Origin of the sequence: Janibacter indicus, from assembly GCF_900176385.1 — a bacterium.
Classification (GTDB): domain Bacteria; phylum Actinomycetota; class Actinomycetes; order Actinomycetales; family Dermatophilaceae; genus Janibacter; species Janibacter indicus.
Window position 1 is genome coordinate 235416 of sequence record NZ_FWXN01000002.1, and the last position, 16213, is coordinate 251628.

At 72.5% G+C, this 16213-nt stretch carries 15 protein-coding genes; 3 read left to right on the forward strand and 12 right to left on the reverse strand.

Annotated elements, in window-relative coordinates:
- The first annotated feature begins 40 nt into the window (after positions 1–40).
- Genes B9B60_RS02960 through B9B60_RS02970 form a run of 3 tightly spaced genes read left to right on the forward strand, consistent with a single transcriptional unit; the run spans position 41 to position 3344 of the window.
- On the forward strand, positions 41–1282 hold the full coding sequence (locus tag B9B60_RS02960) for an iron-containing alcohol dehydrogenase (RefSeq protein WP_084449789.1): 1242 nt from the start codon (positions 41–43) through the stop codon (positions 1280–1282).
- Positions 1279–2679, forward strand: a complete 1401-nt coding sequence (locus B9B60_RS02965; RefSeq protein WP_084449790.1) for a MadS family sensor histidine kinase — start codon at positions 1279–1281, stop codon at positions 2677–2679. The genes B9B60_RS02960 and B9B60_RS02965 overlap by 4 nt, the downstream gene beginning before the upstream one ends.
- Positions 2676–3344 (forward strand): MadR family response regulator transcription factor, encoded by a 669-nt coding sequence (locus tag B9B60_RS02970; RefSeq protein ID WP_068328717.1) that lies wholly within the window; start codon positions 2676–2678, stop codon positions 3342–3344. Before B9B60_RS02965 ends, B9B60_RS02970 begins: the two co-directional genes overlap by 4 nt.
- A gap of 10 nt (positions 3345–3354) precedes the next feature.
- Here B9B60_RS02970 and mftM read toward each other — a convergent pair whose 3' ends face one another.
- The 12 genes from mftM to pgm form a co-directional block, all read right to left on the reverse strand.
- A complete protein-coding gene (gene mftM, locus B9B60_RS02975; RefSeq protein ID WP_084449791.1) occupies positions 3355–4272 on the reverse strand; it encodes a mycofactocin oligosaccharide methyltransferase MftM in 918 nt (305 codons plus the stop codon).
- Entirely contained in the window at positions 4269–5798 is a 1530-nt protein-coding gene (locus B9B60_RS02980; RefSeq protein WP_068328723.1) for a VWA domain-containing protein, read from the reverse strand. Before B9B60_RS02980 ends, mftM begins: the two co-directional genes overlap by 4 nt.
- Before the next feature lie 13 nt (positions 5799–5811).
- The gene (locus B9B60_RS02985; protein ID WP_084449792.1) at positions 5812–7002 is read right to left on the reverse strand and encodes an AAA family ATPase; all 1191 of its coding nucleotides are present in this window, start codon (positions 7000–7002) and stop codon (positions 5812–5814) included.
- Positions 7003–7101: 99 nt separating this feature from the next.
- Positions 7102–8394 (reverse strand): NDMA-dependent methanol dehydrogenase, encoded by a 1293-nt coding sequence (gene mdo / locus B9B60_RS02990; RefSeq protein ID WP_084449793.1) that lies wholly within the window; start codon positions 8392–8394, stop codon positions 7102–7104.
- Between the two features lie 200 nt (positions 8395–8594).
- Positions 8595–9980, reverse strand: a complete 1386-nt coding sequence (mftF, locus tag B9B60_RS02995) for a mycofactocin biosynthesis glycosyltransferase MftF (RefSeq protein WP_084449794.1) — start codon at positions 9978–9980, stop codon at positions 8595–8597.
- A complete protein-coding gene (locus tag B9B60_RS03000; RefSeq protein ID WP_084449795.1) occupies positions 9977–10762 on the reverse strand; it encodes a mycofactocin-coupled SDR family oxidoreductase in 786 nt (261 codons plus the stop codon). The genes mftF and B9B60_RS03000 overlap by 4 nt, the downstream gene beginning before the upstream one ends.
- On the reverse strand, positions 10759–11472 hold the full coding sequence (gene mftE / locus B9B60_RS03005; protein ID WP_084449796.1) for a mycofactocin biosynthesis peptidyl-dipeptidase MftE: 714 nt from the start codon (positions 11470–11472) through the stop codon (positions 10759–10761). The genes B9B60_RS03000 and mftE overlap by 4 nt, the downstream gene beginning before the upstream one ends.
- Positions 11473–11477: 5 nt before the next feature.
- On the reverse strand, positions 11478–12728 hold the full coding sequence (gene mftD / locus B9B60_RS03010) for a pre-mycofactocin synthase MftD (protein ID WP_084449797.1): 1251 nt from the start codon (positions 12726–12728) through the stop codon (positions 11478–11480).
- Positions 12729–12741: 13 nt separating this feature from the next.
- Positions 12742–14004 carry a mycofactocin radical SAM maturase gene (gene mftC / locus B9B60_RS03015; protein ID WP_068328741.1) on the reverse strand — a complete coding sequence of 421 codons (1263 nt, stop codon included), beginning with the start codon at positions 14002–14004 and terminating at the stop codon, positions 12742–12744.
- 9 nt (positions 14005–14013) lie between these two features.
- Positions 14014–14280 (reverse strand): mycofactocin biosynthesis chaperone MftB, encoded by a 267-nt coding sequence (gene mftB, locus B9B60_RS03020; RefSeq protein ID WP_200811133.1) that lies wholly within the window; start codon positions 14278–14280, stop codon positions 14014–14016.
- A gap of 52 nt (positions 14281–14332) precedes the next feature.
- Positions 14333–14440 carry a mycofactocin precursor MftA gene (mftA, locus tag B9B60_RS03025; protein WP_082807721.1) on the reverse strand — a complete coding sequence of 36 codons (108 nt, stop codon included), beginning with the start codon at positions 14438–14440 and terminating at the stop codon, positions 14333–14335.
- A gap of 115 nt (positions 14441–14555) precedes the next feature.
- Positions 14556–16211, reverse strand: coding sequence for a phosphoglucomutase (alpha-D-glucose-1,6-bisphosphate-dependent) (gene pgm, locus B9B60_RS03030; RefSeq protein ID WP_084449798.1), 1656 nt, complete (start codon positions 16209–16211; stop codon positions 14556–14558).
- Between the last annotated feature and the right edge of the window lie 2 nt (positions 16212–16213).

Consider the following 16213-nt stretch of genomic DNA (forward strand, 5'->3'; position numbering starts at 1 on the left):
CGACCTACCTTCTGCCCCGACGTCGGGCTACGGTGACCGGATGACACCGGGAGGGATCACGTCGACGACGACGGAACGACACCGACACGCGGACCCGGAGTCCGCGTCCGAGGTGACCGGTCCGTCCGACGGCCCCTTCCTCCTGAAGTTCCACGCCCCCGAGATCCTCTTCGGTCCCGGCTCCCTCGACGAATCCGGCCGTGCCGCAGCGCGATTGGGCGCCCAGCGTCCCTTTGTCGTCTCCGACCCGGGCCTCGTCGAGGCGGGCTGGGTCGACCAGCTCGTCCCCCTGTTGACCGCCGAGGGTCTCCAGCCGACGGTGTGGACCTCGGTGACGCCCAACCCCAGGGACCACGAGATCGCCGCCGCCTACGAGCGCTACCTCGAGGTGGGTGGCGACGTCATCGTCGCCATCGGAGGGGGTTCCTGCGCCGACGCGGCGAAGGGGGTTGCGGTCCTCGCGGGCAATGGTGGCGACATCCGCGACTACGCCGGTATCGACAAGGTCGACGCGCCGATCCCGCCGGTCCTGATCATCCCGAGCACCTCGGGCACGGGTGCCGACGTCTCGCAGTTCTGCATCGTCACCGACACCGAGCGCCGGGTAAAGCTGACGATCATGGGCCGCGCCCTCGTCCCGGACATCTCGATCACCGACCCGCGGCTGCTCACGACGATGCCCGAGGACCTCAACGCCGCGACCGGTCTCGACGCGCTGACCCATGCCGTCGAGTCGTACGTCTCCCGGGCGCACAACCCGATCGCCGACGGTCAGGCGCTGAGCGCCGTGGGGCTCGTCTGCGGCCACCTGCGCGAGACGATGGACCACCCCTTCGACCTCGGGCCGCGGGGCAAGATGGCGCAGGCGAGCCTGCAGGCCGGCATGGCCTTCACCAACGCGATCCTCGGCGCGACGCACGCGATGAGCCACCAGGTCGGCGGCCTCCTCGACGCACCCCACGGGGTGATCAACGGCGTGCTGCTGCCGCACGTCATCCGCTACAACGCCCGTGCGGCGCCCGACCGCTTCGTCAGGCTGGCGCGCTCGGCCGGGCTGACCGTCGGCGACGTGCCGGGCGACGAGGCCGCCGAGCTGCTCGCCGACCACGTGCGCCGGCTGGCCGACGACGTCGGCGTCCCGCGGGGCCTGCGCGACCTCGGCGTGCGGGAGGAGGACCTCGACTCCCTCTCGGCGACCACCCTGGAGGACGCCTGCCTGACAACCAACCCGCGGGCGGCCGACCAGGACGACATCCGGGCGCTCTTCCGGGGCGCGCTGTGAGCACCCCGCGGTCGGCCCCCGACCTCGAGGCGCTCACCGGTGTCCGCTCGGGCAAGGGGTCCTACTACCGCGCCTACGTCCGCTCCGACGAGCGCACCCAGCGGGCCGTGCGGGCGATGGACTCGATCTCCCGGGCGCTCGTGCGCACCCACGAGGGTCCGCGAGGACTCCTCGAAGAGGTCGTGCGCGCGGCGGCGTCCCACCTCGAGGCGCAGTGGATGATCCTCACGATCGCCGACGGCCGGCTCATCGGGGCCCGGCCCCGCGTCCTCGCCCTGGCGAAGGGGGAGACCACCCCCGTCGACGACGAGGAGCAGCTGCCGCCGATGGTGCGCCGCGAGCTGGGCGCGATCCGTGCGGGTCTCGCGGTGCGCACGGCCGACGAGGGGCCGTGGGTGCGGGTGCCGGTCGTGCTCGCCGGGACCCCCGTCGGCGCGCTCGCCGGGCTGCACGGCCTGGCCGCGGACCCCGAGCCCGGCGACCTCGCGGTGCTGCGGATCCTCGCCAACCAGGCCGCCGTCTCGCTGCACACGTCGGAGCAGTATCTCGAGGGCCAGCGCCAGCACCGCCGGGCGCAGAGCCTCTACGACGAGGTGCAGGCGCAGGCCCGCGACCTCGACCAGCGCACCCACGAGCTGCACCGCCTCGAGAAGAGGCTCGAGCTGGCCCGGCAGCGCGAGCTCATCGACACCGAGCGCGGCCGGATCGCCCGCGAGCTGCACGACTCGGTGACGCAGTACGTCCTCTCGGCCGGCATGGCGGTCGAGATCGCGCGGGGCGAGGTCGAGGCACGGTCGGGGACCGCCGACCCGATGCACGAGCAGCTCGTCACCGCCAAGGACCTCACCCAGCAGGCCGTGAGCCAGCTGCGCCGGGCGATCTACGCGCTGAGCCGCTCCCAGGGCGAGACCCTCGCCTCGCTGCCCGACCTCGTCCGCGAGGTCGCCGAGCACCACCGCAGCCACCTGCAGGTCAAGGTCCGCGTCGCGGGCGAGGCCGTGCCGCTGGGCGTCGACGCCGAGCACGACATCGCCCGGGCGGTCGGCGAGGCGATGTTCAACGTCGCGCTCCACGCGCAGGCGACGCGGGCGGTGGTGCGCCTGAACTACCGGCCCGACGAGGTCGTCGCGTCGGTGGCCGACGACGGCTGCGGCGACCCGGTCGTGCTCGGGCGGCTGCTGCGCGTCGAGCGTCGCAGCACCGACGGCAGCCACCGCGGCCTGGCCAACATCGAGGCGCGGGTGGCCGACCTCGGCGGGCGGGTGCGGTTCCGCCGCGCCCGCATCGGGGGAGTGCGGGTCGAGATCCGGGTGCCCGTCCCGTCGGACGGCGAGCGGCACAGCCTCATCGAGCAGCTCGCGCAGGGTGACCGGACCGGTGAGAGGGGACGAGCATGACGACAGCGACGAGCACCACCGACGAGGACGAGATCCGGCTGCTCCTCGTCGACGACCACGCCATCGTGCGCCAGGGCCTGCGCTCGGTGCTCCAGCGCGAGGAGGGCATCCGGGTCGTCGGCGAGGCCGAGGACGCGGCCCGGGCCAAGGAGCTCGTGGCCGAGCTCTCCCCGCAGATGGTCTGCCTCGACCTCAAGCTCTCGACCTCCTCCGACAGCGAGGGCATCGCCCTGTGCGAGGAGCTCACGACGCTCCACCCCGACATCGCGGTGCTCGTGCTGACGACCTTCCTCGACGAGCGGCTCGTGCTGCGGGCGATCCGGGCCGGCGCGCGTGGCTACGTCGTCAAGGACGTCGACACCTCGGGCCTCGTCCGGGCGATCCGTGACGTGAGCCGCGGGGGCAGCGCCTTCGATGCCCGGTCGGCGGCCGCGATGGTCCGCGGGCTGCACGGGGCGGAGGAGGAGCAGCCCAAGGAGCTGACGAGCCGCGAGCTCGAGGTCCTGCGGCTGCTCGCGTCGGGCCTGTCCAACAGCAAGATCGGCGCCGAGCTCTTCATCTCCGAGACGACCGCGAAGTTCCACGTCGGCAACATCCTGCGCAAGCTCGGCGTCTCGCGCCGGGCCGAGGCCGTGTACGCGGCCTCCAAGGCCGGCCTGCTCTGACCCCCTTCGCTCAGGCGAGGTCGAGCACGAGCCAGCCCCCGTGGTGCTCCTCGACGGCGAAGGGGAGGCCGGTGCGCAGGCCGTAGGCGGCCAGGTCCTCGCGGGTGAGGGTGCGCACGTGACCCCACAGCTCCTCGGGCTCGTCCTCGTAGGGAACGGCGATGACGACGCGGCGGCGGGCGAGGCGGACCGCCTCGGTGACGACCCGCCAGCCGTGCTGCGGCTCGAGGTGCTCGAGCAGGTGGAGCGCGACGACGGTGTCGGCGCACCCGTCGGGCAGCGGCACGTGGGCGGCGTCCGCGGTGAGCGCCCCCACCGGCGTGCCGAGTTGCGCCGAGACCTGCTCGAGCAGGCGGATCGACCCTGCGGAGACGTCGATGGCCGTCACCTCGCGGGTCCCGGCCTGGCGCAGGGAGAAGAAGCCGAAGCACGAGCCCAGCTCGACGACCGAGTCGCCGACGAGCACCTCCTCGGCGCGCGCGTAGACGGGGGCGTACCCGGCGACCGCGCCGTGCATCCCCGCGGAGGGCGAGTTGGCGAGGTCGGTCGCGGCCTCGATCGTGCGCAGGCTCGTGCGGTAGAAGTGCTCCCACGCGCTCAGCGGGTCGTCGGCGGACGTCAGGACGATGCCCGTCATGATCCGCTCGAAGACGTCGGCGCCGCGCAGCCACCCGGGGCCGAAGATCTCCCGGGAGAGCAGCTCCGCGAGACCGGCGTGCACCTCCTCGAGGGGGACGCGGTGCGCGATGGCGACCCGGCCCCCTTCGTGGCTGATGTCGAAGTGCTCGGTCCGCACGGTCCGCAGGGTGCGCCGCGGCAGCTCGCCGTCGGTGCGCACGACCCGGACGAGGTCGTCGACGTAGGCGGGCCGCCCGGGGGCGAGCGGGTCGATGGGCCGCGGCTCGGCGCTCGCGACGACGGGGATCACGTCCCCGCCCCCACGGTCGCGGCGGACACGCGCTCGAGCCCGCCGAGGCTGCGCACCACCTGCACGCGGTCGCACGACTCGGCGTAGAGAGGCAGGTCGCAGCTGCCGAGGCCCCACGAGTAGCGCGGCTCGGGCGTGAGCCAGATGACCGAGCGCACCCGCCGGGCGATCTCCTCGAAGACCTCGATCCGCGGGTCGTTGCCGTTGTTGCGCCCGTCGCCGAGGACGATGACCGTCGTGCGCCGGTTGAGCGCGCCGCCGTACTGCTCGAGGAAGACCTCGAAGGCGGACCCGAAGTCGGAGTCGGCGTCGACGTCGAGCACCCCACCCGCGGGCAGGCCGGACATGACGAGCGACAGCGCCTCCTCGACGGGGTGGTCGGCGAAGAGGTCGGTGATCTCGACGCAGTCCTGGACGAAGGCGAAGGAGCGAACCTTGGCCGCCACGGACTGCAGCGAGTGGACGAGGTGGAGCATGAAGCGCGAGGTCTGCCGCACCGACAGCGAGACGTCGCACAGCACGAGCAGCCGCGGCCGGTCCTCGACCTTGCTCACCGTGACGGGGCGGAAGGGCACGCCGTCGTAGCGCATGTTGCGGCGCATCGTCAGCCGGCCGTCGATCGTCCCGCGGGCCGCGGTGTGCCGCCGGGGGCGGGGCGCGCCGTGCAGCGAGCGCAGCAGCCGGCGGATCGAGTCCTCGAGCGCGGCCCGGTCGGCCTCGTCGACGGTCTCGGCCTGGGCCGCCTCGATCTCGCGCATCTCCAGCTCGGCCTCGCGGGCCATGAGCTCCTCGAGGAATCCCTTGAGCCGCTCGGGCAGCGCGTCGAGGAAGGGCTGCAGCGCCTCGCGCAGCGCCGCCATCTCCGGTCCCTCGTCCTCGTCGCCCTCGGGCAGGTCGGAGGACTCGTCGAGCCACGCGAGCAGGGCCATCTCCTGCGCGACGCTCAGCTCGGCGTCGACCTGCATGCCCGGTCGGCGGGCGAGGTCGCCCGGTGCCCCGGGGTTGTGCAGCCGCGAGGTGGAGATCTGCACGCGCGCGGCCTCGTCAGGGCCGGCCTGGGTCCCGTCGGACAGGACGATCTCGTCGGTGAGGTTGGCCATGTCGAGGCGGTTGGCCTCCTGGTGCAGGTTGTACTGCTGCGCCATGTCCTCGGGCCGGAAGAAGTCGTGCAGGTCGACCGGCTTGCCGTGCGAGTGACCGTCCTGCGGCATGTCACCCGGCTCCTCTGACAGGGAGAACTCGGTGAGCTCGCCGTCGTCGGAGAGGTCGTCGTGGCTGTGCCCGTGCTCGGGGTCCTGGGTGAGCACCGGCCGCAGCGAGAAGAAGCGGTCGAAGGTCTCGTCGAAGACCGGCATGTCCCGGCGGTCCTTGATGAGGCTGACCGCGAGGGCGGCCCGGAGGACCTCGCGGTCCTCCAGGACGCCCGGCTGCGCGGCGGCCTTCAGCCCGTCGATGGCCTCGGCGACGCTCGCCGGGACACCCCGCAGCCGCAGGATCCGCACGAAGCGGTGGAGGGTGGTCTCCATCGTCGCTCCCTCCTCACAGGGGGCGCTTGCGCGCGCCCCGACCGGCGAAGGAGCGGTCGCCCTGACCCGGTGTCACCTTGCGGGAGGTCCCGAGACCCCCGGGTGCTCCGTAGTAGTCGGTGTCGTGGCGGCCGGGGGCGTCCTTCGCCTTGCGGGCCTCGCGCCCGTCGACGTCGTCGTCCCCGTGGTCGGAGCCGTGGGGATGAGGGTGGTCGTGCGTGTGGTCGTGCCCGTGCCCGTGGTCGTGCCCCTCGGGGACGACGGCATTGGGGTCGACGAGCTTGGGCAGCGCCTCGCCGGCACGGCGCAGGTCGCGGTCGTACTTGACGACGACGCTCAGCGTGTCCGACAGCAGGGTCGCGTCGAGCTCGTCGACCCCGAGGACGGCGAGCGTGCGCGCCCAGTCGATGGTCTCGGAGATGCTCGGCGCCTTGCGCAGCTCGAGCTCGCGCAGGCCGCGGACGATCTCGACGAGGCGCGCGGCGAGCGCGTCCTGCAGCCCGGTCTCCTTGGAGCGCAGGATGTCCAGCTCGCGCTCGGGGCTCGGGTAGTCGAGGAAGAGGTGCAGGCAGCGGCGCTTGAGCGCGGCTGACAGGTCGCGGGTGTTGTTGGAGGTCAGCACGACGAGCGGCAGGTGCGTCGCCTCGATCGTCCCGATCTCGGGGATGGAGATCTGGAACTCGGAGAGCAGCTCGAGCAGGACCGCCTCGAGGGCCTCGTCGGCGCGGTCGACCTCGTCGATGAGCAGCACGACGGGCTCCTCGCTCGTGATCGCCTCGAGGAGCGGGCGGGCGGCGAGGAAGCGCTCGGAGAAGAAGATGCTGTCGTGCGCCGAGATCTGGTCGACGGCCTCGGTGAGGTCGGCGGCGTCGGAGACGATCTGCCCGATCTTCTCCCGCAGGATCTGCGTGTAGAGCAGCTGCTTGCCGTAGTCCCACTCGTAGAGGGCCTTCGACTCGTCCTGGCCCTCGTAGCACTGCAGGCGGATGAGGCGGCGTCCGGTCACCTCGGCGAGGCTCTGGGCCAGCTGCGTCTTGCCCACGCCGGCCGGCCCCTCGAGGAGGACCGGCTTCTCCAGGCGGGTCTGGAGGAAGACGGTGGTCGCGAGCTTGCGGTCGGCGAGGTACCCGTGCTCGCGGAACTGCTCGATGGTGTCCTCGACGCTCGCGAGGGCGGGCACGGCGTCCGTCGTGGTGGTGGACATGGCGCTCCTGTCGGTGGTTCGTCCGGGGGTGCGGCGGTCCCCCTTCGTCCTCCTACCCGGTGGGGACGAAGGGGGACCGCCGCGGCTTGGTGAGGTGCGTCAGCTGATGAGGTCGTCGAGGTCACCGGTCATGCAGTGCTCGACGACGGGGCGCACGGTCTCGAAGGTGCACTCCTTGGCGTTGCCCGGGGTGCAGGCGTCGCCGAGGACGTGGTTGGTGATGCGGTCGACGTCCGCGGCGTCACCCTTGATCTCCGGGGAGTTCTTGTAGTACTCCGTCGGCCCGGTGCCCAGGCGGTTCTTGGAGTAGCTGTCCTGGGTGACGTCGACGAAGCGCTCGGGGATGCCCACGTCGCGCAGCAGCCGGATCGACGCCTCGAGCGCGGCGTCGGCGGCCTGCACCTTGGTCATGCCGTGGGTGTCGACGCCCATGGCCTCCGCGATGTCGGCGAAGCGGCCGTAGCAGGCGGGCATGTTGAAGGCCCACACGCGCGGCAGGGCGATGGCGTTGTTGAGCCCGTGGTGCGTGTCGTAGAAGGCGCTCACCGCGTGGCTGATCGAGTGGATGATGCCGAGGCCACCGGAGTTGAAGGCCTGGGCGGCGATGTACTGGGCGTACATCATGCCCTCGCGGCCCTTGAGGTCCTGGCCGTTCCAGACCGCCTCGCGCAGGTTCTCGGAGGTGAGCTTGATGGCGCGGATCGCGTTGCCGAGCGAGGGCTCGAAGTTCAGCCGCGAGACGTAGGGCTCGGAGGCGTGCGCGAGGACGTCGAAGCCACACTGGGCGGTGTAGTCGATCGGGCAGTCGTAGTAGAGCACCGGGTCGTCGACGGCGAGGCTGGCGACGGACGCGTCGTCGAAGGCGACGTACTTGTGGGGGTTGTCCGGGTCGGTCGTCGTGTCGGTGATGACGTAGGCCCACGAGGTCTCGGAGCCGGTGCCGGCCGTGGTGGAGACCGCGATGTGCGGCGGGTTCTTCGGGTTCTCGGACATGTTGAAGCCCTCGAACTCGTTGACATTGCGACCGTCGTGCGCGACGGAGATGCGCGCGCCCTTGCAGGCGTCGTGCGCGGAGCCGCCGCCGATGGAGACGAAGGAGTCGCAGGAGTTCTCCTGATAGAGCGCCACGGAGTCCATGACGTTGTAGTCCTTGGGGTTGGACTCGACCTTGTCGTAGACGACGACCTCGAGGCCGTGGTACCTCATCGACTCGACGATGTTCTTGACGATGTCCGTGCCGCGCAGGCCGGTCGTCATGACGAGCGTCTTGCGGAAGCCGAGCTTGAGGGCCTCCGGACCGATCATCTCCCAGGCGCCGGGACCCATCATGGCGCGCGGGAAGGGGTGGAACTCCTTGATCGGGAATGGCTTGAGCAGCTCATCAACCTGCATGGCGGGTCTCCTTTGACCGGGGGTGGGTTGCTCTCGGAACCTAGGGCGGCGGTGCACCGGCCGGACAGTCCAGAGTCCAGATCCCCACCCCCGTGGCAGGTGCCCACCTGCCCGATCGGGCAGGGCCCTGCAGAGCGCCCGGACGTGGGTCATCGCCCCGCGGTGCCGGCTCGGCTCGTGGGGCGAAGGGAGGGCCGCCGTCAGCCGCCGGGACGGCGGGGCAGGAGGGCTCCGAGGGACCGGGCTCGCGTGGCGCCGACCCAGAGGCCGGCGCCGTAGGCGAGGTCGTCGAGGCGGCGGCTGATCGGGTCGTAGGTCGCCTCGGGGTGGTCGGTCCGGGCGACGACGACGTCGACGAGCAGCGAGGTGACGAGGGCTCGACGCACGGTGCTGCTGCGGGTCGCGGCGACGGCGGCGAGCGGCCACCAGTGGCGCAGCAGCAGCGCGGTCTCCTGCCGGACGGCCCAGCCGAGGCCCTGGGCGCCGAGGCGCACGGCGAGCTCGCGCCGCTGCGGCCCCTCGGGCAGTCGTCGGTCGAGCGAGCGCACGCCCCAGAGCAGGCCGAAGCCGGCCACGGGCAGCGACCAGCGGCGGCGGGCGAGCACGGCCGCGGCGGTGACGGCCATCGTCGCGGACATGACGGCGGGGGCGCCCTTGCGCCCGTGGCGGGCGGCGAGGCCGGCGCCGCCGGTGCCGTAGAGGAACTTGCGGCCGAGCCAGCCGCCGACGGTGGCGCGGGTGTCGTGCCAGGCGATCTCGTCGGGGTCGTAGCGCACGGTCTGGCCGGCGTCGACGAGCCGCCAGACGAGGTCGACGTCCTCGCCGACGCGCATGTCCTCGGCAAATCCGCCGGCGGCGCGCAGCCGGTCGACGCGGGCCACGAGGCAGGCGCTGGGCAGCCACCCGACGGCGGCCCCCGGCCGCACCGAGCAGGCGCGGCGCCCGAGGGCGAGCGAGGAGACCTGCTCGTCGTAGCGCTCGAACCACGCGGGGTCGTCGGCGCGGGCCCGGCTGCGCACGAGGGGCCCGACGAGCGCTACCTGGTCGTCGGCGAAGTGTCGGGCCAGCCGGCGCAGCATCGCAGCGTCGGCCTGGACGTCGGAGTCGACGAGCGCGACGAAGGGGGTCTCCACCGCGAGAACGCCGGCGTTGCGGGCCCCGGCGGGGCCGAGGTTGACGGGCAGGGAGATGACCCGCGCGCCGTGGTCGGCGGCGACCCGGGCGACCGCGTCGGGGTCGTGCGACGCATCATCGACGACGATGCAGCGCAGTCCGTCGAGGGCGTCGAGGGCTCGTGCGAGCTGCTCGGGCCGGTCGCGGATCGGGATGACGACGGTGATCTCCGACGGGTCGGGGCCGGCGCCGTGGAGCACGGGGTCGGCGAGGTTGCCGTCGACGAGGCGGGCGACGAGGGGCTCGTCGGCGGGGCCGCGCACGACGAGGCGACCGTCGACGACGCGCTCGCGGGCGGCGGCGCCCAGGCGCACGGCCCGCAGCGGGGAGCCGCCGACGAGCAGGCCGTCGTCGTAGGCCCGCACGTCGTGGCGGATCCGGGCCTCGTAGCCGGGGGCAAACCGGGTGGTCATCCGCTGAACCCCCCGTCGGCGGCGACGACGCCGCCGTTGAGCGCGGCTCCGGCGGGGGAGCAGCACAGGCTCACGGTGGCGGCGATCTCGTCGGGGTCGAGGGGGCGGCGGAGCAGCTGGTGCTCGGCGAGGTGCTCGCTCGTCGTGCCGTAGAGGGCGGCCGTCGCCGCGAGCATCGGGGTGTCGGTGCCGCCGGGGCTCACGGCGACGGCGGTGACGCCGGTGCCGACGAGGTCGGCGGCGAGCCCGCGCACCATGCCGACGACGGCGTGCTTGGCGGCGTTGTAGGCGGCGAGGTGGAAGAGGCCGCGCCCTCCGGCCGCGGAGGCGATGGCGACGAACCGGCCGCCCGAGGGGTCCGGCCCAGCGAGCATCGCGGGGACGGCGGCGGCCGCGGTGTGCCAGACGCCGAGCGCGTCGACCTGCCAGAGCAGGTCGAGCTGGTCGGTCGGTGTCTCCCAGAGGGGTTGGCCTCCGGCGACGATCCCGGCGGCGGCGACCGCGGCGTCGAGCCGCCCCCACCGCTCGACGGCGTCGACGACCGCGTCGGCCACGGCCGCGGGGTCGCGCACGTCGGCGACCCGGGTGACGACCCGGCCGCCGGCTCGCGGGTCGGCGGCGACCGACTCGAGGTCGTCGACCGTCGGCATCGGGTAGGGGTGGGCGGTGGGGCCGGCGCACGCGTCGAGCGCGAGGACGTCGTAGCCCTCCTCCGCGAGACGAAGGGCGGTCGCCGCCCCCATCCCGCGGGCGGCCCCGGTGACGAGCGCGACCCGGTTCATGACGACGGTTCCACCGTGGGCTCCAGGGCCTGCTCGACGACGTCGTCGACCATCGCGGTGAGGACCGAATTACCCTCGGCGGCGCTCGCTCCGGTCGGGTCGCCGAGCACGCCGTTGGGCGAGACGGCGATGACCCCGCCGGCCATCATCGTGGGCAGGATCTCGGCGAGGGGCCGGGTGTCGCCGGGTTCGGCGCGGTCGAGGCGGACGGTCTCGGGGCGCAGGTGGAGCAGCAGCGAGGTCTCGGTCCGCCCGGCGTGCAGGTCGACGCTCTCGGTGGCGCACGCGGCCCAGCCGACGTCGTGGCCCTCGTCGACGAGCTGCCCCACGGCGGCGGTCAGCGCCTGGCTGTTGCCGCCGTGCCCGTTGACGAGCAGCACCCGTGGGGCCCAGGTGCGGGCCGAGCGGACGAGCTCGACGACGACCTGGCGCAGGACTTCGGTGCCGATCGAGATGGTCCCGGGGAAGTGCTGGTGCTCGCCGCTCGACCCGAGCGCGACGACGGGCGCGACCCACGCCGTCGTCCCCGCGGCGGTGAGCCGCTCGGCCACGCCCTGGGCGACGGCGGTGGCGATGAGCGCGTCGGTGTCGAGCGGCAGGTGCGGGCCGTGCTGCTCGAGCGACCCGACCGGCACGACGAGGAGGTCCACCCCTTCGGCCTCCGCGGAGGCAAGGTGGGCCAGCTCGCGCGGCCGGTCGGGGGAGGGCATGCCCGTCAGCGCGTCGTCGCGGCCGCGGGCACACCGAGCTCGCGGTGGAAACCCTCGGGGACGAGCAGGTGCTCGGGGCCCAGCTCGGCGACGGAGGAGAGGGCGAGGCCGCGCAGGGCGGAGTCGACGCCGCCGTTGAGCAGGTCGAGGACGTTTTCCACCCCGGCCTGGCCGTTGGCGGCGAGCCCCCAGAGGTAGGCCCGGCCGATGAGGACGGCCTTGGCGCCGAGGGCGAGGGCCTTGACGACGTCGGAGCCGCGGCGGATGCCGCCGTCCATGACGACGTCGACCTGGTGGCCGACCCGCTGCGAGATCGGGTGGACCATGCGGATCGCGGCGGGGGTACCGTCGAGGTTGTTGCCGCCGTGGTTGGACACCGAGATGCCGGCGACGCCGACGTCGACCGCGCGCAGCGCGTCGTCGACGCGGGAGACACCCTTGAGGACGAAGGGGGTGCCGCTGATCTGCGACCACTGCTCCCGCATCCACGCGACGTCCTGCCAGGAGGGCGGCGGCGTGGTCATCCACTCGTAGTAGGCACCGAAGAAGGTCGGCGCCTCCCCTCCGGGCGGGGTGAGGTTGGGCGCGGTGAGGTCGGGCAGCTTGCCGGTGTCGATGAACTGGCGGCCGAAGTCGACGAGCCAGCGAGGCTTCGTCGCGACCTGCGGGGCGAGCCGGATCATCGCCTTGAGGTCGACCTTCTCGGGGATCTCCGGGCTGCCCCAGTCACGGCCGATGGAGAAGGACCAGTCGAGGGTGGCGATGAGGCCCTTGGCGCCGGCCTCGTGGGCGCGGGTCATCCGCTGGATCATCGTGTCGCGGTCGCCGGTCCAGTACATCTGGAAGAAGGTCGTCGCTCCGGTGTCGCAGACCTCCTCGACGGACTTCGAGGCGAAGTTGGACAGGCCCATGATCGTGCCGCGGGCCGCGGCGGCCCGGGCGACGGCGACCTCGCCGTCGGGGTGGACCGCCTGGACGCCGGTGGGGCTGATGATGACCGGCGAGCCGATCTGCTGGCCGAAGACGGTCGTCGACTGGTCACGCTCGGGCTGCTGGCCGACGACGTGCGGAGCCAAGCCGATCTCGGCGAAGGCGCTCTGGTTGTCGTCGCGACTCTGGCCGCGCTCCGACCCGGCGACGAGTGCGCCGTAGACGGGAGCGGGCAGCTTTTTGCGGGCGCGCTCCTGGGCGACGGCGACGGACTCGAACCACGGGTTCTGCTTCCAGGGGTTGGTGAGCCACTCGGGCTTGTTCATCGTCTCGTCCTCGTCATCGAGGGTCGAAGCCAGCGAGCGGGCTCTCGGCGCACGGCGAGACCGGACGCGGCGGGGCAGCGGTCTCCCCTTCGGGCCGGCGGCGCATGAGCTTGAGCATCACGGGCTCGTTGCGGGTGGGGTTGGCCTTGGAGTGGTCCTGGCTGGCGGCGGGCACGGTGCGCTCGCCCGAGAGGGCGGACTCGCCGTAGCCCTGGACGCACTCCGGGTCGGGGCCGTCGAGCGGCAGGCCGGTGAAGAACTTCGCGGCCATGCAGCCGCCGCGGCAGCTGTCGAAGTGGGCGCACTTCGAGCAGGCGCCACCGGTCTGAGGGGAGCGCAGCTCGCGGAAGAGCTCGGAGTCGCGCCACACCCCGCCGAAGCCGCCGTCGGTGAGCAGGTTCCCGGCGTGGAACTGGTCGTGGATCGCGAAGGGGCACGCGTAGACGTCACCGACGGGGTCGATGAGGCAGACGACGCGGCCGGCGCCGCAGAGGTTGAGCCCGGGCAGGGACTCGCCGAAGGCCGCAAGGTGGAAGAAGGAGTCGCCGGTGAGCACGTCCTCTCCGTGAGCCATGAGCCAGTCGTAGAGCACCCGCTGCTGCTCCGGCAACGGGTGCAGTTCGTCCCACACGTCGGCGCCGCGGCCCGAGGGACGCAGCCGGGTCAGGCGCAGCGTGGCGCCGTAGCGGTCGGCGATGGCCTTGAAGTCGTCGAGCTGGCTGATGTTCTGTCGGGTGCAGACGACGGAGATCTTGGCGTCACCGAACCCGGCGGCCTGCAGGTTGTCGAGGGCACGCAGCGCCATGTCGTAGGAGCCGGGGCCGCGGACGTAGTCGTTGACCTCGGCGGTCGCGCCGTCGAGGGAGATCTGTACGTCGACGTAGTCGGTCGCGGCGAGGAAGGCCGCGCGCTCGGGGGTGATCCGGGCGCCGTTCGTCGAGAACTTCACGCCCACGTCGTGGGCGACCGCGTACTCGAGCAGCTCCCAGAAGTCGGGGCGGATCGTCGGCTCACCACCGCCGATGTTGACGTAGAAGACCTGCATCCGCTGCAACTCGTCGATGACGGCCTTGCACTGCTCGGTGCTCAACTCGCGCGGGTCTCGCCGACCCGAGCTGGAGAGGCAGTGGGCGCACTCGAGGTTGCAGGCGTAGGTCAGCTCCCAGGTCAGGCAGATCGGGGCGTCGAGGCCGAACTCGAACTGCTCGACGAGCGTGCCGCCCTCGGGGCGGGCTGGTGCCTGCCGGGCCGCGGGTCGGTCGGTGGTGAGGGTCATGCTGGCTCCTCAGGAGTCGGTGCGTGGGCGGATCATGCCGTTGGCGGCAAGACCCTGCAGCGCACGCAGGTACCCGTCGTGCTGCTCCTGCGGGATGCCCTCGGCGACCAGGGTGCTCTGCACGTCCGGGTGGTCGGCGAGGTGCTCCACGACGCGGACGAGCTCCGGTCGCTTGAGGAAGGACAGCTTGCGGTTGTGGAAGTTGTAGGCCAGGGCCCCGAAGGGTTCGGGGCGAAGCGCCACGGATGCCGACAGCTCCCAGGGCCGCATCAGCATCCGTGGCGTTTCCGCGTTCATCGCGATCATCGATCTCTGGTCGAGGCGCGGATCAGTAGACGCCGCACATGCCGTCGATGGAGACCTCTTCCACGAGGTCATCGGCGACTGCGTCGACCTGAGCGTCTTGCTCGAGACCGTCGTGCTGCTCGTCTGCCATGGTGTCGTCCTTCCGACGTCGCTGTCTGGTTCGGCCCAAGTTAGTGACGTGAGAGGACGGCCGTAACTGCCCTAACGGGTAGTCCGTGGCCTGCCCGGGTCGGTCAGGCGGGTGGTCAGGCGCCGCCCAGTGCCGCGTCCACGATGGCCTTGGCGTCCGCCTGCACCTGCGCCAGGTGCTCGGGCCCGCGGAAGGACTCGGCGTAGATCTTGTAGACGTCCTCGGTGCCCGACGGGCGGGCGGCGCACCACGCCGACTCGGTGGTGACCTTGAGCCCACCGATGGCCGCGCCGTTGCCGGGGGCCTCGGTGACCTTGGCCGTGATCGCCTCTCCTGCAAGGGAGTCCGCGGAGACAGCGGCCGGGGTGAGGGCCTTGAGGGCAGCCTTCTGCTCACGGGTCGCGGGCGCGTCGACGCGGGCGTAGGCGGGCTCGCCGTGCCGCGCGACGAGGTCGGCGTAGTGCTCGCTGGGAGAGCGACCGGTGGTCGCGAGGATCTCGGAGGCGAGCAGCGCGAGGATGATGCCGTCCTTGTCAGTGGTCCACACCGACCCGTCGTGGCGGAGGAAGGAGGCGCCGGCCGACTCCTCGCCGCCGAAGCCGACCGAGCCGTCGAGCAGGCCGGGGACGAACCACTTGAAGCCGACCGGCACCTCCCACAGGTCCATGCCGAGGTCGGCCGCGACGCGGTCGATCATGGAGCTCGACACGAGCGTCTTGCCGATGCGCCGGCTCGACCATCCCGGACGCGCGCCGCCGTGCAGGTACTGGATCGCGACGGCGAGGTAGTGGTTGGGGTTCATCAGCCCCGCGTCGGGCGTGACGATGCCGTGCCGGTCGGAGTCTGCGTCGTTGCCGGTCGCGATGTCGTACCGATCGCGTTGTGCGACAAGGCTGGCCATCGCGGACGGCGAGCTGCAGTCCATCCGGATCCTGCCGTCCTTGTCGAGGGTCATGAAGCGCCACGTCGGGTCGACGAGCGGGTTGACCACCGTGAGGTCGAGGCCGTGCCGCTCGCCGATCTCGCCCCAGTAGTGCACGGCCGCGCCGCCCATCGGGTCGGCACCGATCCGCACGCCGGCGTCTCGGATCCGTTGCAGGTCGACCACATCGGGAAGGTCGGTGACGTAGGCGTCGAGGTAGTCGTGGTCGGTCGCGATGGCCCGGGCCCGGGCGAAGGAAGTCCGCCGCACCTGCCGCAGCCCATCGCGCAGGTGTGCATTGGCCGCGTCCGCGATGGCGCTCGTGACGTCGGTGTCGGCGGGGCCGCCGTGGGGCGGGTTGTACTTGAAGCCGCCGTCGCTCGGGGGGTTGTGCGACGGGGTGACGACGATGCCGTCGGCGAGGCCACCCCCCTTCGCCGTGAGGTCCTTGCCCCGGTTGGCCGTGAGGATCGCGTGCGAGATCGCGGGCGTCGGGGTGTAGCCGTCGCGGGAGTCGACGAGGACGGTGACGCCGCCGGCGACGAGGACCTCGAGGGCGGTGGTCCACGCCGGCTCGGAGAGGGCGTGGGTGTCGCGGCCGAGGAAGAGCGGGCCGTCGATGCCGGCCGCGCGGCGGTGGTCGACGATCGCCTGGGTCGTGGCGAGGATGTGGGCTTCGTTGAAGGACGCGGTGAGCGAGGAGCCCCGGTGCCCGCTCGTGCCGAAGGCGACCTGCTGGTCGACGTCCTCGGGGTCGGGCTGGACCGCGTAGTAGGCGGTGACGACGTGGCTGACGTCGATGAGGTCCTCGGGCAGTGCGGGCTGGCCCGCGCGATCGGCTGCGCTCATGG

Bases quoted from the DNA above. Each gene is read 5' to 3' on its own strand.
- B9B60_RS02960 (WP_084449789.1), top strand. From the start codon at position 41: ATGACACCGGGAGGGATCACGTCGACGACGACGGAACGACACCGACAC.
- B9B60_RS02970 (WP_068328717.1), top strand. From the start codon at position 2,676: ATGACGACAGCGACGAGCACCACCGACGAGGACGAGATCCGGCTGCTC.
- B9B60_RS02980 (WP_068328723.1), bottom strand. From the start codon at position 5,798: ATGGAGACCACCCTCCACCGCTTCGTGCGGATCCTGCGGCTGCGGGGT.
- B9B60_RS02985 (WP_084449792.1), bottom strand. From the start codon at position 7,002: ATGTCCACCACCACGACGGACGCCGTGCCCGCCCTCGCGAGCGTCGAG.
- mdo (WP_084449793.1), bottom strand. From the start codon at position 8,394: ATGCAGGTTGATGAGCTGCTCAAGCCATTCCCGATCAAGGAGTTCCAC.
- mftF (WP_084449794.1), bottom strand. From the start codon at position 9,980: ATGACCACCCGGTTTGCCCCCGGCTACGAGGCCCGGATCCGCCACGAC.
- B9B60_RS03000 (WP_084449795.1), bottom strand. From the start codon at position 10,762: ATGAACCGGGTCGCGCTCGTCACCGGGGCCGCCCGCGGGATGGGGGCG.
- mftE (WP_084449796.1), bottom strand. From the start codon at position 11,472: ATGCCCTCCCCCGACCGGCCGCGCGAGCTGGCCCACCTTGCCTCCGCG.
- mftD (WP_084449797.1), bottom strand. From the start codon at position 12,728: ATGAACAAGCCCGAGTGGCTCACCAACCCCTGGAAGCAGAACCCGTGG.
- mftC (WP_068328741.1), bottom strand. From the start codon at position 14,004: ATGACCCTCACCACCGACCGACCCGCGGCCCGGCAGGCACCAGCCCGC.
- mftB (WP_200811133.1), bottom strand. From the start codon at position 14,280: ATGCTGATGCGGCCCTGGGAGCTGTCGGCATCCGTGGCGCTTCGCCCC.
- mftA (WP_082807721.1), bottom strand. From the start codon at position 14,440: ATGGCAGACGAGCAGCACGACGGTCTCGAGCAAGACGCTCAGGTCGAC.
- pgm (WP_084449798.1), bottom strand. From the start codon at position 16,211: ATGAGCGCAGCCGATCGCGCGGGCCAGCCCGCACTGCCCGAGGACCTC.